14 protein-coding genes and 1 pseudogene are annotated in these 14,248 nt (G+C 68.9%); 7 read left to right on the top strand and 8 right to left on the bottom strand.

From position 1 onward, the window contains the following. Positions 1-13: 13 nt before the first annotated feature. Complete coding sequence (locus tag ACWELQ_RS05615) at positions 14-736, top strand: alpha/beta hydrolase (RefSeq protein ID WP_452395842.1); 723 nt, start codon at positions 14-16, stop codon at positions 734-736. Here the strand turns inward: ACWELQ_RS05615 and ACWELQ_RS05610 are convergent. Together ACWELQ_RS05610 and ACWELQ_RS05605 are read right to left on the bottom strand one after the other, a co-directional pair. Beyond that, entirely contained in the window at positions 721-1,383 is a 663-nt protein-coding gene (locus ACWELQ_RS05610) for a phosphoribosyltransferase (protein ID WP_452395841.1), read from the bottom strand. The two genes, ACWELQ_RS05615 and ACWELQ_RS05610, sit on opposite strands and share 16 nt — an antisense overlap. A 42-nt stretch (positions 1,384-1,425) precedes the next feature. After that, on the bottom strand, positions 1,426-2,286 hold the full coding sequence (locus ACWELQ_RS05605; RefSeq protein WP_452395855.1) for a carbon-nitrogen hydrolase family protein: 861 nt from the start codon (positions 2,284-2,286) through the stop codon (positions 1,426-1,428). A 215-nt stretch (positions 2,287-2,501) separates the two neighbouring features. Between ACWELQ_RS05605 and ACWELQ_RS05600 the strand changes: the two genes are divergently transcribed. Then, positions 2,502-4,307 (top strand): DEAD/DEAH box helicase, encoded by a 1,806-nt coding sequence (locus ACWELQ_RS05600; RefSeq protein WP_452395840.1) that lies wholly within the window; start codon positions 2,502-2,504, stop codon positions 4,305-4,307. Positions 4,308-4,400: 93 nt separating this feature from the next. Here ACWELQ_RS05600 and ACWELQ_RS05595 read toward each other — a convergent pair whose 3' ends face one another. Continuing rightward, on the bottom strand, positions 4,401-5,231 hold the full coding sequence (locus tag ACWELQ_RS05595; RefSeq protein ID WP_452395839.1) for a hypothetical protein: 831 nt from the start codon (positions 5,229-5,231) through the stop codon (positions 4,401-4,403). Positions 5,232-5,415: 184 nt separating this feature from the next. Here ACWELQ_RS05595 and ACWELQ_RS05590 point away from each other — a divergent pair, with 184 nt between their 5' ends. The 3 genes from ACWELQ_RS05590 (at position 5,416) to ACWELQ_RS05580 (ending at position 9,082) form a co-directional block, all read left to right on the top strand. Beyond that, on the top strand, positions 5,416-6,585 hold the full coding sequence (locus ACWELQ_RS05590; protein ID WP_452395838.1) for an acyl-CoA dehydrogenase family protein: 1,170 nt from the start codon (positions 5,416-5,418) through the stop codon (positions 6,583-6,585). A gap of 9 nt (positions 6,586-6,594) precedes the next feature. After that, positions 6,595-7,722 carry an acyl-CoA dehydrogenase family protein gene (locus ACWELQ_RS05585; RefSeq protein WP_452395837.1) on the top strand — a complete coding sequence of 376 codons (1,128 nt, stop codon included), beginning with the start codon at positions 6,595-6,597 and terminating at the stop codon, positions 7,720-7,722. A gap of 109 nt (positions 7,723-7,831) precedes the next feature. Beyond that, positions 7,832-9,082, top strand: coding sequence for a hypothetical protein (locus tag ACWELQ_RS05580; protein ID WP_452395836.1), 1,251 nt, complete (start codon positions 7,832-7,834; stop codon positions 9,080-9,082). Positions 9,083-9,092: 10 nt separating this feature from the next. Here ACWELQ_RS05580 and ACWELQ_RS05575 read toward each other — a convergent pair whose 3' ends face one another. Then, a complete protein-coding gene (locus ACWELQ_RS05575; protein WP_452395835.1) occupies positions 9,093-9,581 on the bottom strand; it encodes a hypothetical protein in 489 nt (162 codons plus the stop codon). A 303-nt stretch (positions 9,582-9,884) separates the two neighbouring features. Between ACWELQ_RS05575 and ACWELQ_RS05570 the strand changes: the two genes are divergently transcribed. Continuing rightward, positions 9,885-10,133, top strand: a complete 249-nt coding sequence (locus ACWELQ_RS05570) for a hypothetical protein (RefSeq protein ID WP_452395834.1) — start codon at positions 9,885-9,887, stop codon at positions 10,131-10,133. A 12-nt stretch (positions 10,134-10,145) separates the two neighbouring features. On the opposite strand, the gene ACWELQ_RS05565 is transcribed toward ACWELQ_RS05570, so the two are convergent. From ACWELQ_RS05565 to ACWELQ_RS05550, 4 genes and pseudogenes are all read right to left on the bottom strand, one after another. After that, the gene (locus ACWELQ_RS05565; RefSeq protein ID WP_452395833.1) at positions 10,146-11,072 is read right to left on the bottom strand and encodes a hydroxymethylglutaryl-CoA lyase; all 927 of its coding nucleotides are present in this window, start codon (positions 11,070-11,072) and stop codon (positions 10,146-10,148) included. Further along, a complete protein-coding gene (locus tag ACWELQ_RS05560) occupies positions 11,069-12,280 on the bottom strand; it encodes a CaiB/BaiF CoA transferase family protein (protein ID WP_452395832.1) in 1,212 nt (403 codons plus the stop codon). Before ACWELQ_RS05560 ends, ACWELQ_RS05565 begins: the two co-directional genes overlap by 4 nt. Positions 12,281-12,447: 167 nt before the next feature. Further along, entirely contained in the window at positions 12,448-13,398 is a 951-nt protein-coding gene (locus ACWELQ_RS05555) for a TauD/TfdA dioxygenase family protein (protein WP_452395831.1), read from the bottom strand. A gap of 123 nt (positions 13,399-13,521) precedes the next feature. Beyond that, positions 13,522-14,154 (bottom strand): annotated as a pseudogene (locus tag ACWELQ_RS05550) (deoxyribonuclease IV); the annotation flags it as partial. Here ACWELQ_RS05550 and ACWELQ_RS05545 point away from each other — a divergent pair. Next, on the top strand, positions 14,122-14,247 hold the full coding sequence (locus tag ACWELQ_RS05545; RefSeq protein ID WP_452395856.1) for a hypothetical protein: 126 nt from the start codon (positions 14,122-14,124) through the stop codon (positions 14,245-14,247). The pseudogene ACWELQ_RS05550 and the gene ACWELQ_RS05545 overlap by 33 nt on opposite strands. Position 14,248 lies beyond the last annotated feature (1 nt).

The raw sequence follows: 14,248 nt of genomic DNA, 5'->3' as shown, positions 1-14,248 counted from the left end.
TCACAATCGCCCGATGCTTTACCTCGCGGGCGCTCGCGGCCGCCTTCACTACCGTCGATGGCAGCTCGACAACGCGCACTCCGTGCTGGCCCTATTGCCCGGAATCGGCCAGCACAGCGCGCACTATCACCGGTTCGCCCGGGCGCTGGCCGCCCACGGTGTCGAACTCTGGGCCCTGGACACCTCCGGGCACGGTCTCAGCGAAGGAGACCCGGAGCGGCCCGGCACCATCCACGAATTGGCCGCCGATGCCCGGCTGTTCCTGGATCAGGTTCGGGCAGAGGCGAATTCGGCGCCGTTCCTGATGGGTCACTCGCTGGGCGCGGCCACCACGTTGGCGGTGCTGCGCGAATCCGAGCCGGGCGAGTTCGCCGGGCTGGTGTTGTCCGGAACGCCGAAGGCGGTGCTGGAGGGTCGGTCCCCGAAGTCCGCGCGCGGCGCCGGTGGACCGGATCCGGTTCGCGCCCACGGCAATTCCCGTGCCCGGGCGGCGCTGGCCACCGAACAGTCCTCGGACTGGCCGGGCCCGCGGCTACCGGAGGACCTGTCGGTGCTGATCGTGCACGGCGAGGACGACCGCCGCGCCCCCGTGGACCCGGTCCGTGAGTGGTCCGGACAGGTCGGCGCGCGCTTCCACACCTTCCCGAACGCCGGTCACGACCTCCTGCACGAGCCGGTGCACGCCGAGGTCACCGCGGAGATCATCGGATTCGTACACGCTCACTCGCTGGTCTGAGGCGCCTGATCCCGGCCGGAGGCGGTGGGGCGCAACAGCTCCACCACTTCCGCGTCCGTGAGTTGATGGAAGTCGTCGTACGCCGCGCCGACCCCGCCCAGCGACGGCGGCACCAGCGGGCACACCATCTCGTCGGCGACCGAGCGGATCCGGTGCACCGCCTCGACCGAGGACACCGGGACCGCCACCACCACGCGCCGGGGTTCGTGCAGGCGGGCGATCTCGCAGGCCGCAGCCACGGTCGCGCCGGTGGCCATGCCGTCGTCCACGATCACCACGGTCCGGTCCTTCAACGGGATCGGCGGCTGCGCCCGCAGTACGCGCCGACGCCGTTCCAGTTCGATCCGCTCCAGCTCCTCGACGGCCGCCAGCTGCTCGGGCGTGACGCCGCTGTGCCGCACGACGTCGTCATTGAGCACCCGCACATCGTCCTCGCCGATCGCGCCCATGGCCAGCTCCGGCTGCCACGGCACCCCGAGCTTGCGCACCAGCAGCACATCCAGATCCCCGCCGATCACCTCCCGCACCGCGAAGGCCACCGGAACCCCACCCCGAGGCAGCCCCAGCAGCAAGGGATCCGCCACGCGCAGGTGCCCCAACCTCTCACCCAGCGCGCGCCCGGCAGCCCCTCGATCCGGATAGATCATTGCTGCTCAGTCTAGTTGCGCCGGGTGCCGGGCACCGGCGGCTTACTCGCCGCGGATGGTGTAGCGGCGCAGGGCCAGGCTGGGGTTGGTGGTGCGGACCTCGGTGAGGTGGGCCAGGTCGACGCGGGCGGTGGCGATGCCCGGCTGGTCGCCGAGTTCGGCGAGGACCGCGCCGGTGGGGGAGACGATCATCGAGGTGCCGGCGCCGCGCGGGGCGGCCTGGTCGGCGGCGGCCACGTACATGGTGTTCTCGATGGCGCGGGCGCGCAGCAAGGTGGTCCACTGATCGACCTTGCCGGGACCGGGAATCCACTGCGCGGGCAGCAGCAGCACATGCGCGCCCGCGGCGGCGAGGCGTCGAATGCCTTCGGGGAAACGCAGATCGAAGCAGGTCTGCAAGCCGAAGACGATCCCGTCGACCGCGAAGGTCTGGCACTGGTCGAGCGGGCCCGCGATGAGCAGATCCGATTCCCGCGATCCGAAGGCGTCGTAGAGGTGCACCTTGCGGTACACGGTGGCGAATCCGGCATCGGGTGTGGCGACGACGAGGGTGTTGTAGACGTGCCCCGCGGGCTGGTCCGGACCCCCGGACTCGACCACACCGGCCACCACGTGCACCCCGAATTCGGCTGCGATGCCACGCAATCCGGAGACGAACGGGCCGGTCAGCGGTTCGGCCGCGGCCAGCACCCGGTCGTCGAGGCGGGCGGTGGCGAACATCGAGTACTCGGGCGCGACCACCACCTTCGCTCCGAGTTCGCTCGCGGACTTGACCGCCGCCCGCAGCGCGGTGAGATTGGCCACGGTGTCGGTGTACGGATCGAATTGCACCACCGCCACATCCACGCTCCCCGAGCCCGACGCCGCGTCCGGGTGTTCCGCCTCGGCGGCGGGCGCCTGCACCGCGGTCGCCACGCCGCCCGAGCTGCCCGGTTCGCTGGTGGCCAGGGTTCCGGTGACGTAATTGCGGACCGGGGCGGGTTCGGTATTGCCCAGCCCGGAGGGCGAGCCGGGGGGCGTCGAGGCGGAGGGCGCGGGCGAGTTGTCCGGATGCACGACTCTCAGGGTATTCACCCGATGGTCAACCCCGCAGCTAGCAGGCAGTAAAATCCCTGGCAATGAGTACCTCACCGGCCGACAGCGTTCCCACTGACGACGAGAGGGACGTTTCCGGCCCGTCCTTCGCCGATCTCGGCCTCGATGAGCGCATTCTGCGCGCCATCGCGGATGTCGGCTACGAATCGCCGTCGCCCATCCAGGCCGCGACGATTCCGCCGCTGCTGGACGGCCATGACGTGGTGGGTCTGGCCCAGACCGGTACCGGTAAGACGGCGGCGTTCGCCATCCCGGTGCTGCAGGGTTTGAACGAGACCGGCAAGGCGCCGAAGGCGCTGGTGCTGGCCCCTACTCGCGAACTCGCGATCCAGGTGGCGGAGGCGTTCGGCCGGTACGCCACCCACATGCCCGGAGTGCACGTGCTGCCCATCTACGGCGGGCAGAACTACGCGGTCCAGCTGTCGGGTCTGCGGCGCGGCGCACAGGTGGTGGTCGGCACCCCGGGCCGCGTCATCGATCACCTCGAGCGCGGCACCCTCGACCTCACCGAGCTGCAGTACCTGGTGCTCGACGAGGCCGACGAGATGCTCAAGATGGGCTTCCAGGAGGACGTGGAACGCATCCTGCGCGACACGCCCGGCGATAAGCAGGTCGCGCTGTTCTCGGCGACCATGCCGACGGCGATCCGCAAGATCTCCAAGCAGTACCTGAAGGAACCGGTCGAGATCACGGTCAAGACCAAGACCTCCACCAACACCAACATCACCCAGCGCTGGGTGCTGGTGTCCTACCAGCGCAAGCTGGACGCGCTGACCCGCATCCTCGAGGTCGAGCCCTTCGAGGCGATGATCATCTTCGTGCGCACCAAGCAGGCCACCGAGGAGCTGGCCGAAAAGCTGCGCGCGCGTGGGTATTCCGCCGCGGCCATCAACGGTGACATCGCGCAGGCACAGCGTGAGCGCACCATCGGCCAGCTCAAGTCGGGCGTCCTCGACATCCTGGTCGCCACCGACGTGGCCGCCCGCGGCCTGGACGTGGAACGCATCTCGCACGTCGTGAACTACGACATTCCGCACGACACCGAGTCCTACGTGCACCGCATCGGCCGCACCGGCCGCGCGGGCCGCTCCGGTGACGCGCTGCTGTTCGTGGCCCCGCGCGAGCGCCGCCTGCTCGACGCCATCGAGCGCGCCACCCGCCAGCAGGTCACCGAGATGCAGCTGCCCAGCGTGGAGGACGTGAACGCGCAGCGCGTCACCAAGTTCCACGACGCCATCACCGAGAACCTGAACTCGGCGAATGTGCCGCTGTTCCGCAAGCTCATCGAAGAGTACGAGCGCGAGCACAACATCCCGCTGGTGGACATCGCCGCCGCGCTCGCGGTCGGCGGGCACGAGGGCGACACCTTCTTCATGGAGCCCGACCCGGAGCCCGCGCCGCGTGAGCGTCGCGATCGGGACCGCGACCGTGGCCCGCGCAATTTCGACGAGCGCGGCCCGCGTGAGCGCCGCGAGCCGTCGCATCACCGCCAGACCGGCGCGGAGCTGGCCACCTACCGGATCTCGGTGGGCAAGCGGCACAAGGTCGCTCCGGGCGCGATCGTGGGCGCCATCGCCAATGAGGGCGGCCTGCGGCGCAGCGACTTCGGCCACATCAGCATCCGGCCGGACCACTCGCTGGTGGAGCTGCCCGCCGACCTGTCGGACGAGACGCTGAACGCCTTGAGCCGCACCCGGATCAGCGGTCAGCTGATCCAGTTGCAGCTGGATCAGGGTGCGCCGGGACAGCGTTCGATGAGCCGTGGCGCGCCGCGCCGCGAATTCCGCGACAGCAAGCCGCGCTACGAGCGCCGCAAGCCGCGCTCGTAGTCAGAGTCTGAAACCGCGAACGCCCGCATCCGGAAGGGATGCGGGCGTTCGTGTTTCGAGCACCAGGGTTTCGAGAATCAGGTGTTTCGGGACCTAGTTGGCGGGTGCGCCCGAACCGGCGTCCGGGGCGGTCTGCGCCGGGGTGGGATCGGTGGCGGCCGGTGCACCGGAACCGGCGTCGGGAGACTGGGCCGGGGTGGTGGGCGCGGCCGGGGTGGTCGGCGTGGTCGAGGTGCCCGGGGTGGTGCCGTCCGGCTTCGGGGCGTCCGGCGTCGCCTGCTGGGCGGGCGGGATGTCGCTCACCGAGAACAGCCCGACGGTCGGCAGCACCACGCAGCGCGCCTTCGGGTAGTCGATGGTCCCCCACAGCGAGGCGATGACGGTGCCCGCGCCGGTCTCGGCGCTCTTGGACAGCGCCGGGAGGTTGTACTCGGTCTGATCGTCGAGCGGCATGATGCCGCTGCGGCCGTTGTTCACGTTCAGCCAGGCCACGCTCAGCCCAGAGGCGAGCGGAAAACCGTTCTGCTGGGCCATGACTTGGAAGCTGACCGTGCCGCCGGGCAGCGAGACCGCGCCGTTCTGGGTGGAGACGCCGGTGACGGCCATGGCCTGGGTGAGGCTGAACGGCATATTGAAACCGCAGCCCAGGGTCGGCGCCTGATACGAGAAGGGCGTGAAGAGAACGTTTTCCAGCTTCGCGGCGGTGACCAGATCGGAGGCCCGCGCGATGTTCGCGATCGCGGTCTTGCCCGCGATGTCGTCGCCGACGGCCTGGGTGAGCTCCTCGACGCCGAGCTGCGCCGGTGTCTTCGGCTGGTCGGCGGTGCCGGGAGCGGCCTGAGCCGTGGCGCCCGCGCCCAGGGTGGCCGCGGCGGTTAGGGCGGCGACCGCCAGGCCGCGCCGGGACAGGGTCCAACGGTTCACTGCTGCTGCTCCTGCATCGGTACCGGATTTCCCCGCAACGTACCAGGCTTGCTCGAGAGTCGCGCCGTCGCGTTGCTTCAGATCGTGATACCGAGGCGTCTGCTTGGTGTGATCCGGCCGACACCCAAGTCATTACCGAGGGGTAAGTTTATTGGCGACATCACAGCGACGCTCGGGAGAAGCAATGAAGCTGGCCCTATCACCCGATGAGGTGAAATTCCGGGACGAACTGCGCGAGTTCTACCGGACCAAGATCCCGGCGGAGATCCGTGACCGTGTGAAGTACGGTCTCGAGCTCTCTCGCGATGACATCGTCACCACCCACCGCATCCTCAACGAGCACGGCCTGGCCGTCACCAAGTGGCCGGTGGCCTGGGGTGGCCGCGACTGGACGCCCATGCAGCGGCACATCTGGGAAGACGAGATGCAGCTGGCCTCGGTGCCGGAGCCGCTCACCTTCAATGCCCAGATGATCGGCCCGGTCATCGCCCAGTTCGGTTCCGAGGAGCTCAAGGCGCGCTTCCTGCCGCCGACCGCCAACCTCGACATCTGGTGGTGCCAGGGCTTTTCCGAGCCGGACGCCGGTTCCGACCTGGCCTCGCTGCGCACCACCGCGGTCCGCGACGGCGACTCCTACATCGTCAACGGCCAGAAGATCTGGACCACCCTGGCCCAGTACGCCGACTGGATATTCTGCCTGGTGCGCACCGATCCGACGGTCAAGAAGCAGGCGGGCATCTCGCTGCTGCTGTTCGATGTGAAGACGCCCGGCGTCACCATCCGCCCGATCAAGCTCATCGACGGCCATCACGAGGTCAACGAGGTCTTCTTCGAGAACGTGCGGGTGCCCGCCGATCAGCTGGTCGGCGAGGAGAACATGGGCTGGACCTACGCGAAGTTCCTGCTCGGCAACGAGCGCACCGGCATCACCGGCGTCGGCCGCACCAAGGTCAAGCTGGGCGTCGCGAAAGAGTATGCGGCGCAGATCCGTTCGGGCGGCGGGACGCTGCTCGAGGATCCGGTGTTCGCGGCCCGCATCGCCGAGCTCGAGAACGAGCTGCTGGCCCTGGAGCTGACGCTGGTACGGGTGGTGTCGAATTCCACCGGCGACAAGCCGAATCCGGCGTCCTCGGTGCTCAAGCTGCGCGGGTCGGAACTACAGCAGGCCGCCACCGAACTGCTGCTCGACATCGCCGGGCCGGACGCGCTGCCCGTCGGCGCGGACGATATCGCCGCGCCCGGCTGGGCGCAGCGCAGTGGACCGGCCTATCTCAACTACCGCAAGACCACCATCTACGGAGGCTCCAGCGAGGTGCAGCGCACCATCATCGCCTCCACCATCCTCGGATTGTGAGCCGCCGCCATGGATTTCGAACTCACCGATGAACAGGTCATGCTGCGCGATACGGTCCGGGACCTGCTGGGCCGCGCCTACGACCCGGAGACGCGACTGAAGGTCACCGACACCGATCTCGGCTGGAGCCGCGAGGTGTGGCGGCAGCTGGCCGAATTGGGCGTGCTGGGGCTGCCTTTCGACGAGGAAGACGGCGGCGTCGGGGCCGGACCGGTCGAGACCATGGTGGTCATGGAGGAGATCGGCCGCCGCAACGCGCCCGAACCCTTCCTCGACGCCGTGCTGGTGCCGGGCGGGCTGGTGGCGGGGATCGCGACCGCCGAGCAGCGGCAGCGGGTGCTGTCCGCGCTGACGGCGGGGGAGACGCTGCTGGCGTTCGCGCACGACGAGCCCGGTACCCGCTGGCCCGCAGCCGAACTCGCCACCACGGCGGTGCTCGACGGCGACATCTACCGCTTGACCGGCGTCAAGAACCCCGTGCCGCACGGTGATTGCGCCGACCAGCTTGTGGTCAGCGCGGCACTGCCGGGTGGCGGACTCGGGCTGTTCCTGCTCGCCGCCGACGCCACCGGTGTCACCCGCACCGATTACCGCACCTTCGACGGTCGGCGCGGCGCGCAGGTCGAATTCGCCTCCGCCGCGGCCGAACTGCTCGGTGACGGCGGTGACGCGCAGCCGGTCGTGGAGGCGGTGACGGTGGCCGCGCAGGCGAGCCTGTGCGCGGAATCCGTGGGCGCGATGGAGGAAGCGCTGCGGCTGACCACCGAATATCTCAAGACCCGCAAGCAGTTCGGGGTCACGCTGTCGAAGTTCCAGTCCCTCACCCAGCGGGCCGCGAACATGTACGTCTCGCTGGAGTTGGCGCGCAGCATGAGCCTGTACGCCACGGCGGCCGTCGCCGACGGGTCCGCCGACCGGGTGGCCGCCTCGCGCGCCCGCCTTCAGGTCGGGCGGTCGGGTCGCCACATCGGGCAGGAAGCCATCCAGATGCACGGCGGCATCGGCATCACCACCGAATACCCGGTCAGCCACTACGTGGCCCGGCTCACCGCCATCGCCCGAACCCTGGGCGGCGATCTCGAGCACCTGCGGGTGCTCACCGATCGCGTGGGCGAGTACACCCTGGTCGAGTTCTGACCTCTGCGCACCCCCGCGCCGTGGTGCGCGGGGGTGCGAGTTCGTCCGGAGGGGTGCGGAGTTGGAATTCCGCTTTCGGCAAGGGAATTGGCGAGCGTAGGGTCGGGGCATGGGCGGGGATACGGTACGGCTGGACGGGAACACCCTGGTACTTCCTGGTGGTGTGAGGGTGCGGTTCATCCGCACGTTGCGGCTGCCCGAACAGGGCACGCATCGGCTACCGCCGGGGCTAGGGGACTTCCCGCTGCGGCGGGTGGCGGACTACGCCGATCGGGTGCCGGAGGAGATGGCGCGGCGCGGCGGCGTCATGCTGCCCATCTACCTGCGTGAGGCCCTGTGGCTGAAGTTCGCCACGAAAGAGCCTGCGGCCCTTCAGATCGGCGCGGGCAGGGTGTGCGCCGTCTCCGGCAAACCCTGGAGCGACCGCCTCTCACACGACCCGCAGAACTACGTCGTCCTGCCCCGCCAACCCTGGCTGGACGGCATCAACTCCGGCATCGGCACCATCCGCCAATTCGTCGCCGTCCCTTTGGGTTCGGGCGCGACAGTCGAGGGTCAGATCACCGGCGAGGAAACCTGGGGCGGCATCCAACTCCAGAACTTCGAACTGAACCCGGCCGAACTCACCCGCTGGCGCGCCGCGGAAGATGCTCGCCGCGCGGCAGCGGAGGAACGGCGCAGGCAGGCGATCGAGCGGCGCAAGCAAGCCGCCGAACAGCGTCGATTGCAGGCGGAAAAGCTTGGCGACAACCCTTTCGCGCGACCGTCGGGCTCCGGCGAGCGGGGCAGCCCATCTCTTCCGGCTCTGCCCCCGTGGCTGTCGGAAGCCGATGTGGCCCCGACCCCCACGCCGAACGGCACGGCGGGCTCCGGAACGAACGAAGGTCCACTGTTTCCACCCGTGCCCGGCCCTGCCGAGCGATTGGCTGGTGATCCGGGGTCGTCGGGCCGCCTCTTCGCGCGCAGGGCGCGTGCCGGGCGGGCGATGGGGCTCGGGGTCGGCGGGACCATGCGCCAGGAGATCTTCGAAGATCAACGCGGACCGGGGGATTGGGCTGCTGAGTGGTCGGGGCGGGTGTTCGTGCATCTGGTCACGCCGCCCGATTGGCTGCGGATCACCGGAGAGGCGGCGCCTCCGTCGCCAGCCGATCGTGCGGCCTACACCAGGGCGGGCCTACCGTGGTTCGACTATTTCGATTCCGAGGCAACGGATCTCGCTCCGGCGGATGCGCTGAGCGGCGTGGCCCCGGTCGGTGACTGGCTCGGTGACGACCACGAGCCCTGGCAAGACCCCGCACCGGGTCAGGTCCATCGGCTGGGAGTCCAGAAAGGCGTCCCGGTCCAGGACGGGCAGTGGTGATCGGGCGGCGTCAGTTGTCCGAGGCGGCGTGATCGGTGGTCGGGGCCGTGGTTTCCGGCGGTGTCGTGACCGGGGGTTCCGTTGTGGTGCGCGGGGTTTCGGTGGTCGTCCGGGGAGTGGTGGTCGGACGGGACGGGGTGGTCCGGGTGCTCGAGCTCGGGTCGGCGGCCGGATCGTCCGGGGTGGCGGTGATGGTGGAGATCGGTGCGCGCCGGGAGGGCATGTCGGCGGCCACTCGCCAGGAGGGGGAGGGCGGGATCACTACGGCGGGGGTTGTCGAGGCGGTGCTCTTGCTCGAAGTCTCCGGGGCCGCTTGCAGATCCGCGTTGATCGGCGGGGGAGCGACGTAGGTGTCGTTGTGGCCGATGCCGCAGGCGCCGAGCAGGATGAGCCCGGCCGAGACCGCGCCGACCGCGGCGGCGGCACCCACCACGGGCTTGGGCAGGTGACGCAGCGGGGTGACCGTGCGCTCGTCCGCACGGGCGTTGCTGCCGTCCATTGGTGGCACTCCTGATTCGTGTCGAGTGGGCTCACCTTAACGGAGGCTTAGAGGTACGGCCAGGCGGGTGGTCGGTTCGCTAACGCGACCGCGCGGACCATTGCCAAAGCCTCGGTAATATCTCAAACAGCCATGATTCGGATTACGAATTAGTAAAGTCGGCGCGTTTTATGTACGTGTCGTCTGGACTTTCCGTTGCCGAGCCGTAATGTGTGTCCAAAGTTACACGTGAGACGCTCGAAATTAGCCGAGGGACGCGCCGAAGTATCGCGAGACCCGGCGGGCGTCATCGAGGAGTGGATGATGGGTGCATTCTCGACATCTCCGCTGCGCGCATCGGTGCGCTCGGGAGAGCCCGCGGCCCAGGGGGCGCTACGGGTGTCGGCCATCCTGTCCCGCGTCGTGGCCTGGCTGATCTTCCTCGGTGGACTGGTCGGCGCGGTGCTCGGCATTGCGGGACTGCGCGTCGAAATCACTGTCGCGGGACTGATTCTGGCCTGTACCGCCGGTCTGGTTTTGCTCAAGCTGCGCGCCGACGCACAGGCTGGCTAATTTCCCGCGAATTTATTCGCCCGGAGTGATTACCCATTCAAATGCCTCGGCTTTCGAGTGCGCGCCCTCGATTGTGCGCGATCGATTGGGTTCACCGAGTTCCGCCAGCAAATCTCCGGATATCTTCGCCAACTCCGACAATGCGGTCGGCGTAAACCATTCCGGGCGGGTGGCGAACAACAGATCCTCGCTCGAGGTATTGCCCGACGCCCCCGGCGCGAACGGGCAGCCGCCCAGCCCGCCCAGCGATCCGTCCACCACCGCCGCGCCCGCCGCCAGCGCGGCCAGCGAATTCGCCACCCCCATGCCCCAGGTGTCGTGGCCGTGGAAGACGATGCGGCGCTCGGCCGTACCCCATCGCCCCGTCGCGGCGACCGCGCCGATCAGCGCACCCACCTGACCCGGATACGCCTGGCCCAGGGTATCGGCGATGACGATGTCGGCCGACCCCTCGGCGCGCGGATCGGCGGCGATGGCCAGCACCCGGGCCGGATCCACCGGACCGTCGAACGGGCAGGTGAAAGCCGTTGCGAGGCACAGCTGAATGCGCCCGCCCGCCTCGCGGGCGATCCGCACGGCCTCCGGCATGGCGGCCAGGCTGGCCTCGGTGTCGCGGCCGATATTGGCCCGGTTGTGCGCGTCCGACACCGAGAAGCAGTACTGGAAGTTACGCACGCCGGCCTCGGCCGCGCGGGCCACGTGCCGGGGCGTGGCCACCCACACCCAGCAGCGTTGCAGCTCCTCGGGGGTCAGCCGGGCCACCAGCTCGAGGGTATTGGCCATGGGCGGCACCAGATCCGGGCGCGCCATGGATCCGATCTCCAGCTCCGGCACACCCAGCGCCAGCAGGCGGCGCGCGATCTCGACCTTGCGCTCGGTGTCGAGCACCTTGCCGGTCAGCTGCAAGCCGTCGCGCAGCGTCACATCTCGCAAGATCATGAGTTCGCCTCCAGCGCATCGATGTCGGCGTCCGTCATGCCGAGCAGTCCGGACAGTACTTCGCGGGTGTGCTCGCCCAGGTCGGGGCCGACATTGCGGATCGGCAGGGACTGCCCGCCGATCACCGGGACGATGCCCGGGAAGCCGACCACCTTCGGCTCCGGCTCACCCACGTCGACCGGGAACGGCTGGATCATGTTGCGCGCCCGGTACTGCTCGTCGGTGACGATGTCGGCGGCGGTGTAGATGGGACCGCAGGGGATGGCCGCGGCCTCGAGGATCCGCAGTGCCTCGTCGCGGGTCTTGGTGCGGCTCCACTCGGCGATCGAGGCGTCGAGCCGCTCGCGATTGCGCCAGCGGCCCGCGTTGTCCTGGAGTTCCGGGTCGGCGGCCAGGTCCGGGCGCTCGATGACCTGCATGTAGCGCTGGAAGATGGCGTCGCCGTTGCCGCCGATGATGATGCTGTAGCCGTCGCTGGTCGGGTAGGCGTTGCTGGGCGCGATGCCCTCCATGCGCCCGCCGACCCGCTCGCGATTGATGCCGTAGGCCAGGTAGTCGGGGACCAGCGATTCCATCACCGACAGGATGGACTCGTTGAGTGCCACGTCGATGATGCGCTGCTCCAAGGGAACCCGGGTCACCCGCTCGCGCTGGAACAGCGCCATGACGGTGCCGAAGGCCGCGTAGATCCCCGCGATCGAATCGCCGATGGAGACGCCCACCCGCACCGGCGGCCGATCCGGATCACCGACCAGTTCGCGCAGCCCGCCGACCGCCTCGGCGACGGCCGCGAAGCCCGGTCGCTGCGACAGCGGCCCGGTCTGCCCGTAGGCCGAGATCCGGGTGATCACCAGATTCGGATTGACCTCCTCGAGCGCGTCCGGGCCCAGCCCCCACTTCTCGAGCATCCCCGGCCGGAAGTTCTCCAGCAGCACATCGCACTGCTCGACGAGATCCAGCACGATCTTGCGTCCCGCCTCGGTCCGCAGATCCAGCGTGATCGACTTCTTGTTCCGGTTGACCGTCCGGTACAGCATCGAGGTATCCCCGCCGTACAACCGCCAATTACGCAGCTCATCACCGGTTTTCGGCCGCTCGACCTTGATCACCTCGGCCCCGAAGTCCCCGAGTATCCGCCCCGCCGTCGGCGCGGCGACGTAATTGCCCAGTTCCAGTACCCGAACCCCGTCGAGCGGCCGAATCTCCATGCCCACAGTCTGGCCTACCGCGCCGAGCCGCGTGACCGGCCTCCGCCGGAATGGCGAGGGCCGGTGCGACGGGCGAGAGAGGTTGGTGCCCGTCGCACCGGCCGAAGAATTCGGGGCGGGGTGAGTGGCAGCACCCGCGGGCCCGAATCCTGGTCTTTCACATCGGGTTACGCGGCGCTGGGCGCGACCTCTTCGATGATCGAGTAGTGCTCGGCGTTGCCGGTGATGATGGTGCTGGGGTTGCCGTGGATGTCGACCGGGACGTCGCCCGCCAGGGTGATGCGGGTGAGGCGGCGGGGCTGGCCGTCGTAGTCGTCGATGGCGTAGTGCTGGGTGGCGCGGTTGTCCCAGATCGCGACGTCGCCGAGCTGCCAGTTCCAGCGGGTGGTGTTCTCCAGGCGGGTGACGCGGTTCTGCAGCAGCTGGAACAGGGTCTGGGATTCGGCGGCGGAGAGGCCGACGAAGTTCTTCACGAAATGCCCGAGCAGCAGGGCGCGTTCGCCGGTGACCGGGTGCACGCGCACCACCGGGTGCTCGGTCTCGTAGTAGGTGGACTCGAACTCTTCGCGGTACGCCTTGATATTGGCGGTCACCTGCGAGTTCTCCCCGCGCGCCGCCTCGGTGCGGTCGGCGGCGTAGTCGTAGGCGTTGGTGTGGCGCGCCCGCAGGTTCTCGACCAGGGCCTTCAGCGGCTCCGGCAGCGAGTCGTAGGCGGCCACGGTCGAGGCCCAGGTGGTCGAACCGCCGTAGGGCGGCAGGTGCACCGCGCGCAGGATCGACGCCTTCGGAATCCGATCCACGAAGGTGACATCGGTGTGCCAGCTGTTGGCGCGGCCGTACTCGGAGTCGATGGGCAGCGTCTTGACGCCCTTGGAGGTGACGGTCGGGTGCGGGGTGGTGGGCGCGCCCAGCAGCTGCGCGAACTCGTGCTGCCCGTCCTCGGTCAGATGCTCCTGGCCGCGGAAGAAGATGACCTTGTGCTTGTGCAGCGCGTCCTGGATGCCCTGCACGGTGACCGAGTCCAGATCTCCGCCCAGTCGGACGCCGTCGATGCGCGCGCCGATCTTGCTGCCCAGTTGCACGACAGTCAGGTTGGAAGTTGCGTAATCGACGGACATACGAAGCCTTTCGCCCGGATGGAAGGACCCGGATTCGGGCCCCCATCAGGACACCAGCGCGCAGCCCGGCGAAACAGGTTCAGGATCAGGCGGATCGAAACGCGCCCCGCCGACCGAAACGCGTCAGCCGACGTGCTCGCGCAGGTAAGCCAAGTCGTCGGCGACACCTTCGCCGGGCGTCTCCAGGATCACCGGCGCGTCGGCGGTGCGGCACACCTCGGCCAGCAGCTGCGGATCGATGGTCCCGTCCGCGAAGTTGGCGTGCCGGTCCGCGCCCGAATCGAAGGCGTCCCGCGAGGAATTCAAGTGCACCAGGTCGATGCGCCCGGTGATGGCCTTGATCCGCTCCACGATCCCGACCAGGTCCTCACCGCCCGCCCAGGCATGGCAGGTGTCGAGGCAGAACCCGGCCCCGAAATCGCCGACCGCGTCCCACAGCCGCCCGATATCGTCGAAATACCGTGCCATGGCATGGTTTCCGCCCGCGGTGTTCTCGATCAGGATCGGCACCGCGAACCCGCCCTTGTCCTGCTGGCGCTCGAACAGCTTGCGCCAGTTGACAAATCCCTCGACCATCTCGGCGTCGGAGCGCACGTGCCCGCCGTGCACCACCAGCCCGAACGCCCCGAGCTCGGCGGCCGCCTTGGCCTGCTGCGCCACCGCGTTGCGCGAGGGCATGCGCAGCCGGTTGTTCAGGCTCGCCACATTGATCTGATAGGACGAATGCACCACCACGTCGATGTCGCTGGCCTTGACACCGACTATCCGGCCATCGGCGTGCACAACTGGAAGAACTGGGAGGGCGAGATGGGCCGGATGATTCCGGACCTCTCCAACAACATCGGGTGAT

The organism is Nocardia sp. NPDC004722, from assembly GCF_053601505.1.
The sequence above is the reverse complement of the archived record's forward strand: the minus strand, read 5'-3'. Positions and strand labels throughout refer to the sequence as shown.